Source organism: Microbispora sp. NPDC049125 (assembly GCF_040802045.1).
Taxonomy (GTDB): Bacteria; Actinomycetota; Actinomycetes; order Streptosporangiales; family Streptosporangiaceae; genus Microbispora.
The window spans coordinates 39,211-57,799 of record NZ_JBEZDW010000002.1 but is presented as its reverse complement, the minus strand read 5'-3'; the positions used below and the strand labels follow the sequence as shown (position 1 = coordinate 57,799).

The 18,589-nt window shown below is 68.6% G+C and carries 18 protein-coding genes; 9 read left to right on the top strand and 9 right to left on the bottom strand.

The window, feature by feature from the left end:
* Positions 1-31: 31 nt before the first annotated feature.
* Positions 32-580: an RNA polymerase sigma factor gene (locus AB0B72_RS02670; RefSeq protein ID WP_367736531.1), complete on the bottom strand. Its 549-nt coding sequence runs from the start codon at positions 578-580 to the stop codon at positions 32-34.
* A 365-nt stretch (positions 581-945) separates the two neighbouring features.
* Here AB0B72_RS02670 and AB0B72_RS02665 point away from each other — a divergent pair, with 365 nt between their 5' ends.
* Positions 946-1,896 carry a methyltransferase domain-containing protein gene (locus AB0B72_RS02665; protein ID WP_367736530.1) on the top strand — a complete coding sequence of 317 codons (951 nt, stop codon included), beginning with the start codon at positions 946-948 and terminating at the stop codon, positions 1,894-1,896.
* A gap of 239 nt (positions 1,897-2,135) precedes the next feature.
* On the opposite strand, the gene AB0B72_RS02660 is transcribed toward AB0B72_RS02665, so the two are convergent.
* Entirely contained in the window at positions 2,136-2,564 is a 429-nt protein-coding gene (locus tag AB0B72_RS02660) for an MmcQ/YjbR family DNA-binding protein (RefSeq protein WP_367736529.1), read from the bottom strand.
* A 189-nt stretch (positions 2,565-2,753) separates the two neighbouring features.
* The gene (locus AB0B72_RS02655) at positions 2,754-3,530 is read right to left on the bottom strand and encodes an aldo/keto reductase (protein WP_367736528.1); all 777 of its coding nucleotides are present in this window, start codon (positions 3,528-3,530) and stop codon (positions 2,754-2,756) included.
* A gap of 108 nt (positions 3,531-3,638) precedes the next feature.
* On the opposite strand from AB0B72_RS02655, the gene AB0B72_RS02650 reads away from it, so the two are divergent.
* Positions 3,639-4,454 carry a hypothetical protein gene (locus tag AB0B72_RS02650; RefSeq protein ID WP_367736527.1) on the top strand — a complete coding sequence of 272 codons (816 nt, stop codon included), beginning with the start codon at positions 3,639-3,641 and terminating at the stop codon, positions 4,452-4,454.
* Positions 4,451-4,828, top strand: coding sequence for a GntR family transcriptional regulator (locus tag AB0B72_RS02645; RefSeq protein WP_367736526.1), 378 nt, complete (start codon positions 4,451-4,453; stop codon positions 4,826-4,828). The genes AB0B72_RS02650 and AB0B72_RS02645 overlap by 4 nt, the downstream gene beginning before the upstream one ends.
* Before the next feature lie 68 nt (positions 4,829-4,896).
* Here AB0B72_RS02645 and AB0B72_RS02640 read toward each other — a convergent pair whose 3' ends face one another.
* Entirely contained in the window at positions 4,897-6,198 is a 1,302-nt protein-coding gene (locus AB0B72_RS02640) for a DUF4303 domain-containing protein (RefSeq protein WP_367736525.1), read from the bottom strand.
* 256 nt (positions 6,199-6,454) lie between these two features.
* Positions 6,455-7,453, bottom strand: a complete 999-nt coding sequence (locus AB0B72_RS02635; RefSeq protein ID WP_367736524.1) for an SDR family NAD(P)-dependent oxidoreductase — start codon at positions 7,451-7,453, stop codon at positions 6,455-6,457.
* Between the two features lie 74 nt (positions 7,454-7,527).
* Here AB0B72_RS02635 and AB0B72_RS02630 point away from each other — a divergent pair, with 74 nt between their 5' ends.
* Both AB0B72_RS02630 and AB0B72_RS02625 read left to right on the top strand, forming a co-directional pair.
* Positions 7,528-8,493, top strand: coding sequence for an AraC family transcriptional regulator (locus AB0B72_RS02630; protein ID WP_367736523.1), 966 nt, complete (start codon positions 7,528-7,530; stop codon positions 8,491-8,493).
* Positions 8,494-8,728: 235 nt separating this feature from the next.
* Positions 8,729-9,697, top strand: coding sequence for a hypothetical protein (locus AB0B72_RS02625; protein ID WP_367736522.1), 969 nt, complete (start codon positions 8,729-8,731; stop codon positions 9,695-9,697).
* Between the two features lie 14 nt (positions 9,698-9,711).
* Here the strand turns inward: AB0B72_RS02625 and AB0B72_RS02620 are convergent, their stop codons facing one another.
* Positions 9,712-9,882 (bottom strand): TetR family transcriptional regulator, encoded by a 171-nt coding sequence (locus AB0B72_RS02620; protein WP_367736831.1) that lies wholly within the window; start codon positions 9,880-9,882, stop codon positions 9,712-9,714.
* Between the two features lie 219 nt (positions 9,883-10,101).
* Between AB0B72_RS02620 and AB0B72_RS02615 the strand changes: the two genes are divergently transcribed.
* Together AB0B72_RS02615 and AB0B72_RS02610 are read left to right on the top strand one after the other, a co-directional pair.
* A complete protein-coding gene (locus AB0B72_RS02615; protein ID WP_367736521.1) occupies positions 10,102-11,145 on the top strand; it encodes a lytic polysaccharide monooxygenase in 1,044 nt (347 codons plus the stop codon).
* A gap of 261 nt (positions 11,146-11,406) precedes the next feature.
* Positions 11,407-12,678, top strand: coding sequence for a hypothetical protein (locus tag AB0B72_RS02610; protein WP_367736520.1), 1,272 nt, complete (start codon positions 11,407-11,409; stop codon positions 12,676-12,678).
* Positions 12,679-12,770: 92 nt separating this feature from the next.
* On the opposite strand, the gene AB0B72_RS02605 is transcribed toward AB0B72_RS02610, so the two are convergent.
* Together AB0B72_RS02605 and AB0B72_RS02600 are read right to left on the bottom strand one after the other, a co-directional pair.
* A complete protein-coding gene (locus tag AB0B72_RS02605; protein WP_367736519.1) occupies positions 12,771-15,221 on the bottom strand; it encodes an FtsX-like permease family protein in 2,451 nt (816 codons plus the stop codon).
* Positions 15,222-15,256: 35 nt separating this feature from the next.
* Positions 15,257-16,000, bottom strand: coding sequence for an ABC transporter ATP-binding protein (locus tag AB0B72_RS02600; RefSeq protein WP_367736518.1), 744 nt, complete (start codon positions 15,998-16,000; stop codon positions 15,257-15,259).
* 194 nt (positions 16,001-16,194) lie between these two features.
* On the opposite strand from AB0B72_RS02600, the gene AB0B72_RS02595 reads away from it, so the two are divergent.
* Positions 16,195-16,833 carry a TetR/AcrR family transcriptional regulator gene (locus AB0B72_RS02595; RefSeq protein ID WP_367736517.1) on the top strand — a complete coding sequence of 213 codons (639 nt, stop codon included), beginning with the start codon at positions 16,195-16,197 and terminating at the stop codon, positions 16,831-16,833.
* Positions 16,834-17,174: 341 nt separating this feature from the next.
* Positions 17,175-17,810: a DUF6368 family protein gene (locus AB0B72_RS02590; protein WP_367736516.1), complete on the top strand. Its 636-nt coding sequence runs from the start codon at positions 17,175-17,177 to the stop codon at positions 17,808-17,810.
* Positions 17,811-17,953: 143 nt separating this feature from the next.
* On the opposite strand, the gene AB0B72_RS02585 is transcribed toward AB0B72_RS02590, so the two are convergent.
* Positions 17,954-18,430, bottom strand: a complete 477-nt coding sequence (locus tag AB0B72_RS02585; RefSeq protein WP_367736515.1) for a hypothetical protein — start codon at positions 18,428-18,430, stop codon at positions 17,954-17,956.
* Positions 18,431-18,589: the final 159 nt, after the last annotated feature.

Here is an 18,589-nt window from a genome sequence, read left to right as displayed (position 1 = left end):
TCCCTGTCGGGTCCACGGGACGGGTTCGGCATCAGGTCTCCTCCAGCGATCGGCGGACGCTTCCCCGGTACGGCTGGGCGGCCCTCGGTTCCACGCGCAGCGCGGTGTCCAGGCGTTTGCGCGCACGATGGAGCCGCACGTTGTACGTGCGGGTCGAGCAGCCCATCACGGTGGCGGCCTCATCCGGGCTGAGGCCGTGCCAGGTGACGAGGGCCATCGCCTCGAGGTCTCGCTCGGGCAGCGAGGCCAGCGCGCCGAGCGCGGCCTGTCTGTCCACGACGTACTCAGCGATGTCCCAGCTCACCTGGTCACGGGTGGTCGTCAGCGCCGCGATCCGGTCCACCAGCGCCTGGCTCCTGTTGCGCGAGTCGCGCTGCTTGGCCAGCAGGTTGCGCGCCACGCCCAGCAGCCACGGCAGCGCGGGCTCGGGCACGGCGTCGAGGCGCCGCCAGGCGACCAGGAAGGTCTCGCTCGCCGCGTCCTCGGCCACGCCGCGCTCGGCCCGCAGCAGGGCGTAGCCCAGCACGCTCCGGTAGTGGCGGTCGTAGAGGTCCGTGAAGCGCTCTTGGGGATCGTTCACACCCAGAAGTCCCCCCAGGCGCCCGCCGATTACCTCTGTCGGCCAATTTTCCAGCAGTCGCGCCCATTTCCGCTGTCGGCGTACAGCACACCCCCACCCAGCCTGCGGGCGGCCTACCAGGCCGAGCCCGACCTGGCCCGCTTCCACTTGGAGCCGAAGGAATCCTTGAAGCCCCCCTGACCGCAACCCTCCGGGGCGTGCTACCCCGCCGCTGGTCTGCGTTGCCTCGCGATGGTGGCCCATGCCGAGCCGGCCTTTCTCGCCGCAGAACTGGCGGCGGAACCGGCCATGCCGAACACCTGTACCCCTGCCGGCGCGTCACGGTGCGGAACCGTGCCGTAGGACGTGCGGGGTTCGCCGGCTGTGTGAGATATCCCTCGTCCGTCGTCGTGGCGCTGGTGGTCCGGCGAGGTGACCATGTGGTGATGACCTCCTCGCCCCGCCCGCCGCACGTGGGCCGACCGGATCCGATGGGCGGGACTACCGCGCCCGCTGGAGAGCCCGCTCCCGCCCGCGGGTACCTGCTGGACAACGCGCGCGCCGAGGCGGGCGAGCGATTCGTCTGGCTGGCCGAGCTGTTCGACGGTGTGACGCGGGGGCACTTCGATCGGCTGGGGGTCAGGGCCGGCTCGCGCTGCTGGGAGGTGGGGGCCGGCGGCCGCAGCATCCCGGAGGCGCTCGCGGCGGCCGTCGGTCCGACCGGGCACGTGCTGGCCACGGACATCGACCCGTCGTGGCTGGAGGCAGGCGGCGGGTACGAGGTGCGCCGGCACGACGTCGCCGCTGATCCGCCCCCGGAGCCGGGGACGTTCGATCTGGTGCACGCCCGGCTCGTGCTGGTCCATGTACCCGATCGGGCTCGGGCGTTGGCCACGATGGCGGCGGCGCTGCGGCCCGGCGGCTGGCTGCTGGTCGAGGACGCCGACACCGCTCTGCAGCCACTTGCATGCCTGGACGACAGCGGCCCGGCGCAGCGGCGAGCCAACCGGCTGCGCGACGCGGTCCGGGAGCTGCTGAAGCGCCGCGGCGCGGACCTGCGCTACGGCCGGACACTGCCGCGGGCACTGCGTGAGGCCGGCTTGGTGGATGTCGCCGCGGCGGGCTCTTTCCCGGTCGGCGGGCCGGCCTGCGACCGGCTGGAGGCGGCGACCATCCGGCACGTGCGCGGCGAGCTGCTCGCGGCCGGCCTGGCCGACGACGCCGAGATCGACGCGCACTTGGCCGCCATCCACGCGGGCGAGCTCGACCTGACACTCGCGCCGCTGATCTCGGCCTGGGGACGCCGTCCAGCCGAGCACCCGCCGGCACTCGGTTAGGTACGGATCCACAGAACTCACAAGCAAGTGCGGTCAGTCCCACGAGCAGTACCACCCGGACTACTACGGCGCCTTCGTACGCGATCCCGACGGCAACAACGTCGAGGCGGTCTGCCGCCGATCCCGCTGAGTCACCGCTTCATCCACGCTCCGGAGCACGCATGCGCGTCCCACCGAACATGTCTTCTTCCGCCGCGATCCTCACGCCGCCCGCAGGCAGGACAAGGAGGCGAGGTGTTTCACGCCGGGTGACGTGCGCGGAGCCAGGCTGCCGCTCTGCGCGACGATGCGCGGGACAGCCACGCGTCGTGGACCACCTCGGCCAGCTCGCTCCGGGTGAGCTCACCGATCCGACTGGCCCGCAGCAGCACCGACGGGTGACCGTCGAAGTGCGCGGTGGTGAAGAACGGCGATGTCTCGTCCTGAACCAGTGCCTGCTTATCCGCCTCCGAGTCGACCCAGAAGACGATCACATCCGCATAGCGCTCCCCGGTGTCGGGGTCGACCGCGTCCGGCCGTGGGTTGCGGAAGAAGACGAACGACTTCCCGCCCACTTGGTAGACCGGATTGTCGCCGGTCCCGTACTCGACGGTGACGTGCGGCATGGCCGAAGCCAGCTCGTGCACGTCCTCGACGCGGGCCGGCCGGCTTCCGTTGTCGTCGGACACAGCCTCAGCGTAGGCGGCTCCCGGTGGAACGTCCGGCCATGCCGCAATCTGGGCGGCCGGTCGGCTCTGGTCTTCCTGTGGGCCGCCCACGTTCACGCCGGCGCCTGAGCTAACGACCGCAACCCGGCCCCGGCGTCCACCGCGCCCCGCAGCGGATTGTCTTCACACGAGGTTCGCCGCCGTCTTCGGTCAGCCGGCCCGGGTGAGGGCGTCGATCGCGGCGACCTCCTCGGTTGTGAGATCGAAGCCGTGCAGGTCGAAATTGGTGGCGACGCGTTCCCGGCGGGAGGACCTGGGCAAGACCACGATGTCATGTTCCAGATGCCAGCGGAGGACGACCTGGGCGGGAGTGACTCCGTGCCTTTGGGCGATCTCGGTGAGGACCGGGTTGCGCAGGTCGGTGTTCTTGAGACCGCTGTAACCCTCGACGACCACCCCTCGGCGGCGGTGCTCCTCCAGCAGGGCCGGGTCGTGCTGCGCCGGGCTCCACGGAATCTGGTTGACCGCCGGCTGCCGTCCGGTGGCCTTGGTCAGCAGGTCGATCTGTGCCGGGCTGTAGTTGCTGACCCCGACGTTACGGACCAGTCCGGCGTCCTCGGCGGACAACATCTCCTGCCACGTCGGGACGAGCTCGTCCCGGTCCGTCGGCCAGTGGATCAGCCAGAGATCCACATAGCCGGTGTCGAGCAGCCGGAGACTCGACTCCAGGGTGCGACGGGCATGCCGCGCGTCCTGCGGGCGGAGCTTGGTGGTGACGAAGACCTGATCCCGGTCCAAGCCGCTGTCCTTCACGGCTCTGCCGACGTCCGACTCGTTCTGGTACAAAGTCGCGGTGTCGACATGTCGGTAACCGATCTCAAGCGCCGCACGCACCGACTCGTACGCCGCCTTGGACCGCAGCTGCCAGGTCCCAAAACCGATCAACGGCAGCGCAGTACCACCAGGCAGGTTCACTGTCTTGGTCATGCGGAGCATTCTGCACCAACGCCGGTGGAGCGTTGACTTTGTCGCAATGTATGACGCACCATGTTGATACAAAGATTGCGACAAAGGCTCCGTGACAGAGGAGGCGTCATGACCCGTGAACCGTTGCCGGACGCCGGCCCGCCGGCCCGTGCGGCCGATCTGCGACCGGCGGGCGAGTGGCTTGCCCAGCACAACCTGGCCGGCGCCCGCCCGACCCCGCTGCTGGCCAGCCGGCTCGCGGTCCGGAGACGCGCCCGCATCGCCGCCGCGGTCATTTTGACCGTGCTGATCCTCGCGAGCGCGCTCGCCGCCGTTTCCGCCCTCGGCGGCTCTCAGCCGCATCGCCCGCTGCCGCTGCTTGCCCTGACCGCGCTGGTGGCCGGGCTGCTGCTGGCACAGTCGCTGCTCGACTGGTGGGTGCGGCGCGTCGATCAGCGGGCGGGTGCGACGCTGTCGCGCAGGGCCGCCCATCTGATCCAGCCCGGCTGGCAAGCCGTGCTCGGCCGGCCGTACGCCGTCTTCGCGGCCGCCACGTTCGCCGGTGCGATGGTGCTGGCCGGGAGCGCCCTGGCCGTTCCCGACCCCACCGTGCGGCGGCTGGCCGTCGTCCTGCTGATCGGCCTGCTCGGCGGGACGGCCATCAGCGCCATGCAACTGCGCCACCTGCTGCGGCGTCCGGTGGTGGCGGAGGACGAGGAGTCGCTGACCGCCGACGTCATCATGCGCGTCGAGGACGCTCGCGAGCTCACCACGCCGAGCGTGCAGTGGACGCTGCCCATGGTGCTGTTGTTCGGCACCGCGCCCGGCTGGTGGAGCGCCGCCGCGGTCGCCTACCTGCTCCTGGGCGTGGGCGCGATCATCGTGCTCCAAGCCAGGACGCCGTCGAGCGCGACGGTGGCCCGGCAAGTTATGCGCGTCGGATGATCGTCATCGACGCGGCCTCGCCGGTGCCGCCGTTCGAGCAGCTACGGGCCCAGCTCGCCCGGCAGATCCAGGACCGCACGCTGGCCGTGGGCGCCCGGCTGCCGACCATCCGCCACCTCGCGGCCGACCTCGGCCTGGCCGTCAACACGGTCGGCCGGGCCTACCGGGAGCTGGAGGAGGCGGGGCTGATCGAGACGCGCGGGCGGGCGGGCTCGTTCGTGTCGTCCGCCGGAGAGGAGGGCCGGGAGCGGGCCCGCCGGGCCGCCGCCGACTACGCGGCCGTGATCGCCAGCGTCGGCATCGACACGACCGAGGCGATCCGCATCGTGCAGGCGGCTCTGACGTCCGGCGCGGCGACACCGGCCTCGTCATGACCGCGACCCGGCCGCGGGGGTCACGTCGCCGGGCGCACGGAATCTCCGGCATCGGACGCATATCTCGGTCAAGGCCTCGCAGCCTGTTGGTGCGTCTGATCAGACGATCGTCTCTGGCGAACTAGGGAAAGGATCGCCAGCCGCCGTACTGTCGCGTCCGCGTCCCGGCTGCCCGTCCGGCAAAGTAGCGGCAGGACCCGCCGTGCGACAGCCGCACCGAGACTCCGCTCACCGAGCACGCTCGCCGCGTGCCGGCGGACGATGACGTACTGCGAGGCCAGCCCGCGGACCGCTTCGTCCACCTCGTCGACGGTGATGTCGCAGTAGCCTCGCCCTGGCTTGAGCTCTTCCGCCAGCGCCGGAACGTACGTCGGCCAGCGCTCGATGACGTCCTCCAGGGGCCGGTAGTCCAGCCGCGGCGGGGCGACCACATGGTTGCGGAAGCTGGTGTACGGCGCGGCCACTGCGCGGACCACGGCCTCCTCCGGGAGGCGGTCGACCTTGTCGAGCACCAGGTCCAGCCGGCCGAGGCGAGACAGCGCCGCGGCCACCCACGACTGGTCCGCCCCTTCGTGCCGCGTCAGCCCGGCGTCCAGTGCCCGGACGACGTCATCATCGGGTCGGCCGATGTCGGCCAGCAGCTTGGCGGCCTTCCACGCCCGGTCCTCGACGGCGAGCATGGGAATCAGTGCAGGGAACGCCGCCGGGCCGAGAGCACGCAGCGCCGACTCGGCCTCCTCGCTGTTGACAGGGCCACTGAACGCCTCCAGCCGGGAGACGTAGTACGCGACCCGCTCGGCCTCCGGGAGCGCGGCGACCCGTGTCAGCTCAACCGCCCGCTCGTCGAGTTCGGGGAAGTGCCGGGTCACCTCGCTCCTGGTGAGGACACGTTTCACCAGCGTCTCGTAGTGTTCGTCGTCGAGAAGCAGTACGACGAAGTCCCGGTCGGTGACCCCGCTCGTCCGAAGGGAGGTCCTGGCCCGCCTGCACACGCGGACCAGCATCGTCAGGTACCTGCGGAACGTCGATGCCCATTGGCGGGTCGTTCCCCGGCAGGCCTCCGCGGTGAGCGCCCGCTCCCACTCCCGGGTCAGATCCTCGGGAAGCCACCCGTCGCCGTAGTGGTCCCAGTCGGCGGCGCTCCACCTCAGATCTGCCTGCTCCTCGACGGGAAACGAAGCCAACGCCTCCACGCTGTTCATCCCGAGGTTGGGCAGCGTGATCCGGCCGTCGGCCTCACGGTAGATCCGGTCCAGCACAGCAGCGTAGAACCGCTCGTCAGGGTGATCGGCGGCGGTCGACCGAACGGCCTGCACCAGTGCGTCCGTCAGCGCACGCTCGAAGCCCACCCAGTCGAAGGTCGCCGCCACCCCGCCATCCTGCCCGACGCGACCACTCCCTCGATGCCGACGCCGACGCTGATTCCCGTGGCCGGCGAGCGGCCGTCGACCAAAACAGGGTGGTCGGCTCGGCCCCGCCCGCCGCACCGGCGGCCGGCCCGCCGACGCGGAGGAGGTGTGCCGGATCGCGCTGGCGTAGGTGGGCATCCTTCTGGACGCCGGCACCGCCGCGGAGGCGTTGAGCGCACGATGACGGAGCTGACGCCGGCACCTCGGCTGGACCCGGTTACGCCTTGAGCAGTTGGGCGCTCAGCTCCCAGAGGCGCTGTGCCGACTTGGGATCGACGGCGTGCGGTACGACGTTGGACGAGGTGATTGCTTCAGGGCCGAAGGTGATGGGCTTCGGATCGTCGTCCAGCGGTGAGATGTCGTTGTTCTTCAGGTAGACACCGCCGATCTCGGCGAGCAGCGGGCTGGTTGCGGCGAACACGATGGTGGCGGCCCCCTGTTGCGGCGTCTTCTTCTCACGGTCGGGGTCGATGATCGGCCGGCCGGACTCGTCGATCAGTCCCATGGCCAGGTTGAAGGCCCGCGCTTGGTCCTCGGGCATCGAGTTTCCCAGGTTGGTGCCGACGACGATGCCGGGGTGCACGGCGTATCCGTGGATTCCGTCGCCGGCCCATCGGCGGTCCAGCTCGACGGCGAACAGCACGTTGGCGGTCTTGGACTGGGCGTAGGCGAGGTGGCCGTCGTAGCCGGTGGTGAAGTGCGGGTCGTCCCAGCGGATGTCGGAGATCCGCTGGGCACCGGACGTCACGTTGACGACTCTGGCGCCGTGGGCGTCGCGCAGCGCGGGCAGCAGGGCCAGAGTCAGCTGGAAATGGCCGAGATGGTTGGTCGCGAACTGCGATTCGTAGCCACGCGCGTCTCGGACCAGCGGGCCGCCCATGATGCCGGCGGCGTTGATCAGGATGTGGAGCGGACGCCCTGAGTCGAGGTAGCGGGCGGCGAAGGCATCGATCGACGCCGGGTCGAGGAGGTCCAGCCGACCGATCTGGACGCGCTCGATTCCGGCCACCGCGGGGGCGGCGCGGTCCGGGTTGCGCGAGCCGACGGTGACGGACGCGCCGGCCTTGCTGAGCGCGCGGGTGGCTTCCAGGCCGAGCCCGACGTGACCAGCGGTGACGATGACGTTCACACCGGACAGATCGATGCCCTTGAGAACCTCGTCGGCCGTCGATGCCGCGGTGAAACCGGATCCGATGGGGTGCTGCTTATGTGTCATGCCATCTAGCCTGGGCCCGCCCGTTCAAACTCTGAATAGTTGTCAGTCCACATTTCTTGCGCGATAGTACGGAGATGGTCGCCGATCATCTGTCGGAAGTGTTCGACCTCGTCGAGGTTCACGGGCTGGTGTCAGGCGGTTTCGCGGCGCGGGGCCCCTGGGTGGTGCGCTCCCCCATCGAGGACCCGCTGAAGCTCCTCGCGATGGTGTGCGGCCGGACCCGGCTGACCGCCGACGGCGTCGACGGTCCGATCGAGCTGGAGCCGGGCGACGTCGTCATTTTGAACAATCGGTCGTGGCTGGAGCACGAGGGCGGCACCGGCGACGGGCCGCGCCAGGAGATCACACCCGAGGAGAACTTCACTCGTCTCGTCGGTGCCGACCGCGATATCGACGACGTCGTCATCGGTATCGCGGTCGACATCAACCCGGCCGGCCGGGCGCTGTTGCAGCAGGCACTGCCCCCGGTGGGGCACGTCCGGGCATCGGCTGCCGCCGCGGCCAACCTGCGCGCCAGTCTCGACCGGTTGTTCGACGAGGTGACCGGCAACCGGATGGGGTCGGCGTTCGCGATCCGGCAGTACGGCCAGCTCCTGCTGCTCGAGGTGCTGCGCGCCTACGTCGACCAGGCCGAGCTGCCCTCGGGATGGCTACGGCTGCTGGCCGACGAACGGCTGCGTCCGGCCCTCAGCCTCATGCATGCCGAGCCCGGAAGGCATTGGGGCTTGGAGAAATTGGCGCAGGCCGCGGCGATGTCGCGGACGTCGTTCGCCGAACGCTTCCGGACCGTGGCGGGCGTACCGCCGCTGACCTATCTCAACCGCTGGCGGATGCTGCTGGCGCAGCGTGCTCTTCGTGGCGGTGACGTCCGCGTCGGGTCGCTGGCGGGCGAGCTGGGCTACGCGTCGGAGAGCGCGTTCAGCACCGCATTCAAACGGGAGGTGGGGGAGTCACCGCTGCGCTACCGATACCGGGTGCGCGATGAGTTGTCGGCCCGCAGCCGGTCACACCAGTCACCTTCCGTTGATCGCGCACAGTGACTGGGTTCATGTCGGGCAGGCGGTGACCATCGAAGCATCCCGAGCGAGGCCCCGTCATGGTTGCGTCCACGGGTGTGGTGTAAGAGTTTCCGCTGGTAGAGGCCATGTACGGGTGGGCAGCGCACTCGAAGCGGCGCCGGGAGTGACGAATGTCTGGCTCTCGTTCTCGCGATCGAAGCCACCGCCACGGGCTCCTGTCGCCAGACCGCGTCGCAATTGCGGGAAGATGCCGTCCATGGCCGGGCAGACGTGGGACGGAACGACGCGGGTTGCGTCGCTGGACGCGCGGACGGCAGAGGCGCGACAGCGGCTGGCCGACTGTGCCAGGCAGTACGACTGGCCAGGCGTGTTCGAGGTACTCGACGCGGAGCCTGGGCTGGTGAACTCGGCGCGGCCCGGCGGCAAGTCGTGGTACGCGCCGTTGCACCAGGCGGCGCACGCAGGTGCGGCTACGGAGGTCGTCGAGCGGCTCGTCGAGCTCGGTGCCTGGCGGGGGCTGCGCAACGCCGCTGGGGAGCGGCCCGTCGATGTTGCTCAGCGCGGCGATCACAAGCACCTCCTCGGCGTGCTCGAGCCGTCCCGGCGCATCGAGGTGCCGGCCGAGAGCCTGCGCCGCATCCAGGTGTACTTCCACGCCGTCATCCGCGCGCAGGTGCAGCATCTCGTCGACCAGCATGCGCTTCGACTGCCCGAACTCGAAGTCCTGCTGGAGTTCGACGAGCCGCAGATGCGGTTTCCCGTGCCGGACATGCACGGCCGGTACGAGTTCTGGCTCGAACCCGACGGACCGGACACCCGGCTGATCATTGACGCGTTCGCCGAGCGGCACGAGGTCACCGCGAAGGAAGTGCGAGTGCGAGCTCATCCCGCGCCGACGCTGGTCCGCGTGCCCGACGACCGGGCCGGGTTCGCGGCGCTCGTGACGTTCGCGCATACGTACAACGGCTACGACCTGCACGGCGGAACCGAAGGGCTGCCCCAGGTGGTGCTCCCGGTGCACGGGCATTGGGAGCAAACTGGCGAGTTGCCCGACGACATCGACGTGCTGCGGGCGTGCCTGTTCTTCCAGCAGCGTTCCCACTACTGGGACGGCGGCTCGTGGGACTTCGAGACGGAGCCGTTCGTTGCCGCCCTGCTGAAACGGATCCGCGTACTGTCCGGCGGTACGGTGCCGCTGCGCTCCCCAAAGCCAGCCCCGCGGTAGCGGACCGCCGCTCCTCATCCTTGATCTTCCGCCTGAAGTCGACGGCCAGGCCCTTCTTGGCTTTCGTACACCGCGTACACCGCGTACACCGTCGGCACCGAGACCCGCGCCTCACGTGCGACGCCGCGGATCGTGGTCTGCGCCCAGCCCTTGGCCTCGAACAGGGTTCTGGCCGTGCTCGCGATCCTGACCGGTGACGGTTGGGCGTCCGCGTTCCGGCGGTTCTTACGGGTGGCCGATTGAGGCGCCCAGAGGTCAGCGGGTGGATTGAACCTTTCAACCCCCTCGGGGCGAATGCCCAGTTCACCCGCTCCAGCCGCACATTACCGTTGTTCTTGACTTTGGGTTAGGAGACCGTGGGCGCCCCAAGCAGGCCCCCGAAACCCCCTTCAAAAGGAGATCCCGTGAGTGCTCCCCTCCGGACTCTGATCCGAAGTTCGCTCGCGGCCATCGTTGCCGCACTCCTTCTCGGCACCGCACTGGTCGCGCCGGCTTCGGCACACGGCTCGGTGAGCGACCCTCCGTCACGCAACTACGGCTGCTGGCAGCGTTGGGGAAGCGACTTCCAGAACCCGCAGATGGCCACATTGGACCCCATGTGCTGGCAAGCCTGGCAGGCGGACCCCAACGCCATGTGGAACTGGAACGGCCTGTTCCGCGAAGGCGTCGCAGGCAACCATGAGGGCGCGATCCCCGACGGCACGCTGTGCAGCGGCGGCCACACCTCCAGCGGCCGCTACAACTCCCTGGACGCCGTCGGCGCGTGGCGGACGGTCGACAAGCCCGCACGCTTCACGCTGAACCTGCTCGACCAGGCGCTTCACGGCGCGGACTACATCCGCGTGTACGCCACCAGGCAGGGCTTCGACCCCAAGACCCAGCCTCTGCGCTGGAGGGACCTGGAACTGGTCGGCCAGACCGGCCGCGTCCCCACGGGCGCGACGACTCCAGTCGAGGTGAACGCCCCCGGCCGCTCCGGCCACCACATCGTCTTCACCATCTGGCAGGCCAGTCACTCCGACCAGTCGTACTACTTCTGCAGCGATGTGAACTTCACGGGCTCCACCCCCACCCCCACTCCCACGCCAACCTCGACCCCCACTCCCACGGCCACCCCCACGCCGACACCCACGCCAACCCCGGGTCCCGGCCAGGGCTGCTCGGCCACGTACCGGGTGACGACCTCGTGGAGCGGCGGCTTCCAGGCCGAGGTCCGCATCACCGCCGGTTCCGCCGCCATCTCCGGCTGGACGGTCAACTGGACGTACACAGGAGGTCAGACGGTCAGCTCCGCGTGGAATGCGACGGTGACGAGCAGCGCAGGAGCCGTGACGGCCCGCAACGCCGGCTACAACGGCTCCCTCGGAGCCGGCGCCGCGACCACGTTCGGCTTCCTCGGCTCCGGCACCCCCGGTGCGGCGCCCACGCTGACCTGCACAGCCACCTGATGAATCAGCCGTACCGCCCGCCGATCGCCGGCGGGCGGTGCCGCCCGATCCTTTGACCGGCATTGACACGCCGACCTTCATTGGCCGCGCGCTTTCGGCACTCTCGACTTCGCGGACAGGCCATCCGCTTGAACGTCGGTAGGCGGTGCGATCGATCGACGTCACACGCACCTCGAAGACACGACCGACAGGCCCTGGGCACCCTAGCCACGGCCGCTATTCGCTCGCCCAGCGCCTCCACCACAGGAATACTGCATGTCAATGATCGAATATGACAGTCCGGCCTCCCTCCGCGGTCAGCTCCAACGGGGACGCGGTGCCGCAGCGCGTCGCGCGTCGACCACCCCCGGCGCCGCAGACGCGGTGTACGAGTGCGTGATCACGGACACGCGCTGGGACCGGCAAGTTGACCAACGTGACAGCTATCTCGCCGGTCTCGTCGCCCGGCTCGACCTGCCACTGGCACCGATCCAACAGCACCTGGTCACATACGACGGCGAGGACGCCGAACCGGTTGAGCTTGCCTTGCAGGTCCTTGCCCTGCTCCCGATGGTCGGTCGGCTCGACGCGGCTGCCGTGCTGCGCGGGTACGCGATCGACGGGCCGCACTGGCCCATGGCACTGGAGGTGATCGACCTCAGCGGTGCGATGAAGCTCCCCGCGATCTGGGACGGGCTCGCTGACGACATCATCGCCAACCGCGACGATGCCCAGCTTGCACAGGCCATCTGGGGCGACACGGAGCCGTGGACGACGTTCGCGCAGTCCCAGCCACGGGTCCGGCGAATCATCGACGAGCTCCAGGCCTCCCGTTCACCCGCACCGCCCTGGCGCGACACACGACCCGAAATGGCTGCCATCGACAACGAAGGCCTGATCGGGCTTGTCGCTGCCGGCGGCTCCGAGCGGCGGCGGGCGCTGGAGGAGCTGGGTAGACGCGGCGATCACATCGTCTTCGACTTCGCCGAAGACCTCGGCCTACGCAACGCGGCCGGGTGGCTGCCGGGTATCCCACAGGCGCTCCACCACCTCGGGCCAGACGCGCTGCCACGCGCCCGCACGTGGATCGGCAGCGGCGACGACATACTCGTCGCGTTGGGGGAGCGTGTGGTAGCAGAGGTCGGTGACCGGGGCGATGCGCCGGTGTTGCTGGCCGCGTTGCACCGATCAGTCGTCGCCGGGGAATGGTGCGCTGCCGAGGTTCCAGCGCGAGGCCTGGGCCGGTTGGGGATCCGTGAAGCCGCGAGCGATCTCATGGCCGCGTGGGAAGGCACGCTTCATTCACTTGCCCGGGGAGCGTTCCTGGACGGGCTTCAGGGATGCGCGCCACATGAAGCCGAAGCCGTCATGGTCGAGGGACTTGACGATTGCGAGCCAACGGTTCAGCAGCGCGCGTGTGAGGCAGCACCAGATACGGCCGCAGTCCGCTCACGTCTGCGGGAGTTGACCGCCGATCCCCTGGCATCGGAGGTTCATGAGGCCGCGAACACGAAACTGCAGGTCTTGGATCTCCGGATCGACCCCCGAGGCTAGCGTCTCTCCATATCACGCATCCCGAAGACGGCTTTCGGTCTCCGCTTCACCCACGACATGACATAGCCACCGGAGCTCCGTGTGCGGCTCGGCTATTCGCGGGTGCCGACGAGTTGCACCGTCCTGGCACGCAGTGCCGCGCCGACGGGCAGCACGGTCCCGACCACGGCGAGCAGCGTGGACACAACTGCGACGCCGATGACCACTGCGTACGGCACCACGATGGGCGTCGTGCCGAACAGTTGGAGCTGCGCGGCCCACAGGCCGGCGAGGTTCACCGCGGTCGCCACCAGCGCGAGTGCCAGCCCGATGGCGGCCACCAGCAGTGACTCGGCGACGAAGAACCGCACGACCTGTTTCGGCGTCGCCCCGGCCATCCGGAGCACCGCCAGATCGCGTCGCCGGTCGGCGGTCGCCATGAGCAGGGTGTTGAGGATCGCGATGAAGCAGAACAGCACGATGATCATGGCGGTGGAGCGTTGCCGCACCTCGGTGAGATGACGTGCGTACACGCTCTCGGTTGCGACCAGTTGATCCCTGGTCATGAAGCTCGTTCCGGTTCCGTCGACCGCCTTGCGGATAGCCGCGATGGCTGCGGCCCGGTCGATGCCGGGTTCCAGCGAGATGTAGGCGCGCCGCGCGAGCCCGTCGCGGGCATAGGCGGCGGTCGTGGCGAACCTCTGGGGCAGATAGGCGACGTCCTCGCCGGGTAGCGCCTTGTAGGTCGCCGCGATGCGCAGGTTGACCTTCTGGCCGTCGGCCATCAGAACCTTCTGCGTCGAGCCGACGTGCATGCCCCATAGATCGGCCACGGCCATGCTGTTGTCGTCCAGATCGTCCAGGGATCCGTCGACTACCTTCAGCTCCATCGTCCGCTTCAGCGCGGCAGGGTCCACGACGAGCCCGTCGTTTTCCTCCAGCCGTCCTTCGTCGGGGGTGTAGACGGTGGTGAGAAGGGGGCCTGCGATCTGCACTCCGTTGATATGGGAGACCCGGTCGATCACCTGCGGGCTGATCCCCGGGGTGCCGTCGGGGGCGAGTGCGTACTCTGACCTCACCTGGTCCTGCAGTCCGTTGTCGCGTGCGGCACTCAGCGAGTCGGTGGCGGCAATCAGTGAAAATGCCAGTCCGACGGTGAGCAGTATGGGCGCCGCGGTGGCGGCGACGCGACGCCGCGAGGTCAGCGCGCTCTCCCGTACCAGCATGGCGGTGGCTCCCGCGGAGCGGCTGAACGGCCATATCAGCAGCTTGGTGAGCGGTCCGGCGGCGAGCGGTGCGAGCACTGCGGCAGCCAGCACCGGAATCATCAGCGAGACGACATAGGAGTGGGGCGACAGGACGGTGCCCGGGTCGCCGACGGCGATCCAGGCAGTCCACCCGGCACCGCAGATCAGCCCGGCCGCGCCGAGCAGTCGCCGGCTCGGTGTCATACCGGTGTCGTCGACCGCCGCTTCGCGCAGCGCCTCGATGGGAGGGATGTTCCCGGCCCGCCTTGCGGCGGCCGCCGCCCCGCCGAGCGCCACCAGGAGACCGAGCAGGAAGGCGCCGGCGAGTGGCGCCAGCACGGTCCAGTGCAGCGAGGGTTCGACCTCGAACCAGGGGGGTGAGATTCCCATCTCGATGAGCATGTCGGCGAGCAGTTGCGCACCGACCAGGCCGAGTGCCGTGCCGGCCGCCGAAGCGAGGATGCCGACAAGCAGCGCCTCGTTCCGCACCATCTTGCGCACCTGCTTGGGTGTGGCGCCGACGGTACGGAGCAGGGCGATCTCGCGGCGTCGTTGAATCACCGCGAAGGCGAAGGTGGAGGCCACGACGAAGATGGCTGTGGTGCCCGCAACGCTGGCCATCACCGGTACCAGTGTGATGGTGTTGTCCAGCGTCTCGCGGTCGCGTTCTTCGCTGGCGTCCGCCTTGTGGCGATCCTGCCCGATGAGCACCTCGGCGTCCTTGCCGACGGCCTCACGCACGTTGCCGATCGGGCCGAGTGCCACCAGGGCTTCGATGCGCGGGGACAGCCGGGCCGCTTCGGCGTCGGTGAAGAAGACCGCGTCCTCCCAGCCGACCGGGGAGACAGTACCGCTAACTGTGTACTGCGCGATGCCCGCGGCGGTCAGGACGGTCACCCTGTCGCCGGTACGCGCCTGGTCGGAAGCGACGACGATCTCCTTGTCGGACGACGGCTGCTTGCCGTCCTTCAATGCGTAACCGCCGAATCGTGCCACCGGCCACGGGTGCCCGACCTGATCCTTGGGACCGCCTTCGAGCTGAGCGTAGAAGGAACGATCCACCACGGTCTCGCCGGTGGCGGCGACCTTCTGCCGCAGTTCCGGGGAAACACCCTTGGCCTCCGCCAACGAGCGGATGCCGAGGTCGTGCTGGGCGGAATTCCACGTCGAGTCGGAGGGCTGCACCACCGCCGGGGCCTGGGCGAACCGTTCCGCGGGCCGGTCAGGCAGATCGAACATGGTCACCAGCAGTACGCCCATGGCCGCGACTTGGGCGACTCCGAACACCAGCGCCACAAGGGTGCCGAGGAACGACACCCAGCGGGCCCGAAGGGTCTGGAAGGCCACCCTGATCACCGGGACACCGCCAGATCCGTCATCCGCGCGGCGACTGCTTCGGGCGTGGGAGAGACCAGTTCGCCGACCAGACCGCCGTCGGCGAGGAACAGCACCCGGTCCGCGTACGAGGCCACGTTCGGATCGTGCGTGACCATCACCACCGTGGCCAGTCCGTCGCCCACGGGGCTGTCGACCAGTTTCCGCAGTATGTCCAGCAACTCGCGTCCTGTGGTGAGATCCAGCGCGCCGGTGGGTTCGTCGGCGAAGAGCACGGCCGGACGGGTTACCAATGCGCGGGCGATGGCGACACGCTGCTGCTGGCCGCCGGAGAGCTGACTGGGACGGCTCCCGGCCTTCTCCTCCAGCCCCACCTGGGCGAGTGCCCGCTGCACCGTCCGCCGGTCGGGCATGCGCCCGGCCAGCCGCATCGGCAGCGCCACGTTCTGCTCGGCGGTCAGCGAAGGCAGCAGATTGAACGCCTGGAAGACAAAGCCGGTCGATGCTCGTCGCAGTTCGGTGAGCGCGGTCTCGTTCAGCCCCGCGATGTCCGTCCCGTCGATGAACACCCGGCCGGATGTGGGCCGGTCCAGGGCGGCGGCGCACTGCAGCAGCGTCGACTTCCCTGAGCCGGACGGCCCCATGACGGCGGTGAACGTCCCCCTTGGAAAGTTCAGGTGGACATCGCGAAGCGCGGTCACTGTGCTGTCGCCCGAGCCATATGTCTTCGTCAGCGACTCGAGCCGTACTGCGTCGTCCATCGATTCTCCGAAGTGAAGCGTGGTGAGGGGATCGCATGCCGCCCCGGATGGTGCCGCGGGGTGGAGGTGGCAGCCGCCCATGGACTTTGTGTACGATGTCCACATTTGCAGCGCCGCAGAGAGCGGAGTTGCTCAGGGGCGAACGCTCGAAGGTTACACAGCAAAGTGGATGCTGTCCACATAATGGAGCGGTGATGGCTTCAAGCGCAGGCGTACCAAAGCGCAACACCTACCGGCACGGCGATCTGCGCAATGCGCTGATCCAGGCCGGACTCGAACTGACCCGCGACAGCGGGCCGGACGCGGTGATCCTGCGCGAGGCCACCCGACGGGCGGGCGTGGTCCCCAATGCCGCCTACCGCCACTTCGCCGACCGCCGCGCCCTCCTGCGCGCCGTCTCCCAGGCGGCGCTGGCCCAACTGGCCTCCGCCATGGAAACCGAGCTGGCCACCCTGCCGGCGGTTGACGACCCGGCCGAGTACGCCCGTGCCCGCATCCGCGCCCTCGCCACCGGCTACCTGCGCTTCGCCCAGACAGAACCGGGACTTTTCCGTGCAGCCTTCTCCACCACCGACATGGTTGACACCGGGGGCGAATCCGCCGCCGGAGCCGGTGGCCTGACCGCGTTCCAGCTCCTGGGCACCGCACTGGAGGACCTCGTCGAGACCGGCGTCCTGCCGCCCGACCGCCGCCCTGGCGCAGAATACTTCGTTTGGTCTGCCGTGCACGGCCTGGCCGTACTCCTCATCGACGGCCCTCTGCGCGGCCTGCTTCCCACACAAGCCCGCGAAGCCGAACAACGACTCATGGAATCAATCGAACGAGGCATCTGACCTGCCACGGACACCGGATAAGACGGAGCGGAACAGACAGGCCGCCGACAAGCCGGCGGCCGGCCAGGAGTGGCGAGGGGTGGCGAGGAACAGACAACCACGTGTTCACGACCAGCTGGGGTGAGCCGATCCATGCCGACACGGTCAGCTCGCTCACCGCGACCATGATCCGCCGCCACAACGACCGTCGAAAGGGCCGAAGCCCAAGAAGGCGCTCCCCATGCCCGGCTCCACGATCTTCGGCGCATCCACGCCACGACGCTGCTCCATGCCGGCCTCCCCGTCCATGTCGACGATGGCGATGACCGCCCGACGGGCACCGAAGGGAGAGATGCCCCTCCATGCGGCCGCTCACGAGGTCTACCGGCGGTAACGAGGGGATGTTTATGGCTGGGCCGGCTGTCGCCTTACTGCTCACGAAGCGCCGCGAGCGTTCAGACTTCACGGATCTCGTGCCGTGGCTGGAGACCTTCTGCGATCCGGTGGAGATCGACGATGACGACAGCCTCAACTTCTGGATCCGGAAACCCGCCACACTGGGTGCTCCGCCCGATCTCGATGTCACAGAGGCGGGCTTGTTCAACCTGTCACACGATAACAACTTCGGAATGGGTGGCGAGGATTACTCCGCATTCACGCCACCGCCGGTTCAAGGGCTCGCGTTGTTCGCGGGTTCCTCTGGCCGCACCAACCATCTCCTCCTTGGCTATGTCGCCCTTGTGATGGCCCGCCGTTTCAGCGCCTTCATAGATTTCGATGGCGCACTCGGGTATAGACGTCGTCTCTTAGATCTGGTCACTGAGAACGAGACGCGCCGCACTGAGGCAAGGCAGTTGGTCTCGTCTCTACCAGGCGTGATCAAAGAAGTCTCGTGGAGCTATCCGGATGATTACGGAAGCCACGGCTGGTCCCATGTAGGTGATGCGGAGTTCCTGGCCGCATGGCTGGAACACCCCGAGTTTCATCTGATCAAGTAAGCGCGCGACTATGCCTGACTATCAGCTTGGGAATTGTGTGGATCACGGCCGTTAGAGCCGATGACCTGGGCGTAGGGCCGGTCAGGAGTGACCGTGATTGACCCCTCGTCACCCCGGTGAATGGCACGCTAATGGCACGACGATCACGCTTGTGACCTCAACCGTTGCCACCAGGATGGCTTGGCGATCCGAGCAGTGGTCCCATGCGGTGCCCCGCCTGTGACGGCGTACGTGAAGAACGCCTCAAGTTCATGCTCGGTCCCGTTGTTGATCCGCTTTGCGGCCTTGTTGTGCGGATAGCCTCGGAGCCCATCAGGGCTCTCTACAGCGGCCGCGTTCTCAACTGTGCAGTACACCCACGTCCAGTCGCTGTTTCGAACGATCATTTCACCCAGGTACGCCCCCGCGCCCATGATCACGCTGTGGGTTATTTCAAAGGATGGCTTGGAGGCCGCGAACTCGGTGCAGTAGTTGTCGAGATGGTGGATGAACGCCGGTTCCCAGTCGAAGGAGTATCCGTCCTCAAGTGTGTGCTCAACGAAGAGCTCGGCCAGCCTGCGCATGTACTCGGCCGTCTCAGCGTCACTTGGTGGCGGCTCCTGCTGTGACTTCCTGCGCAACTTCTACTCCTACGTCCCAGCCTTGATCATCGGCAGCCTCTCACAGCACGACGTGGGAGAGGAAGATCTGCTCGCGTACCGCGCACCTCGCCTACCTGATCACCCCGTGTGCCGTCGACCCGGTGGCGTTGGTCTGCTCGGCTTGTCCCGGGTCGATGG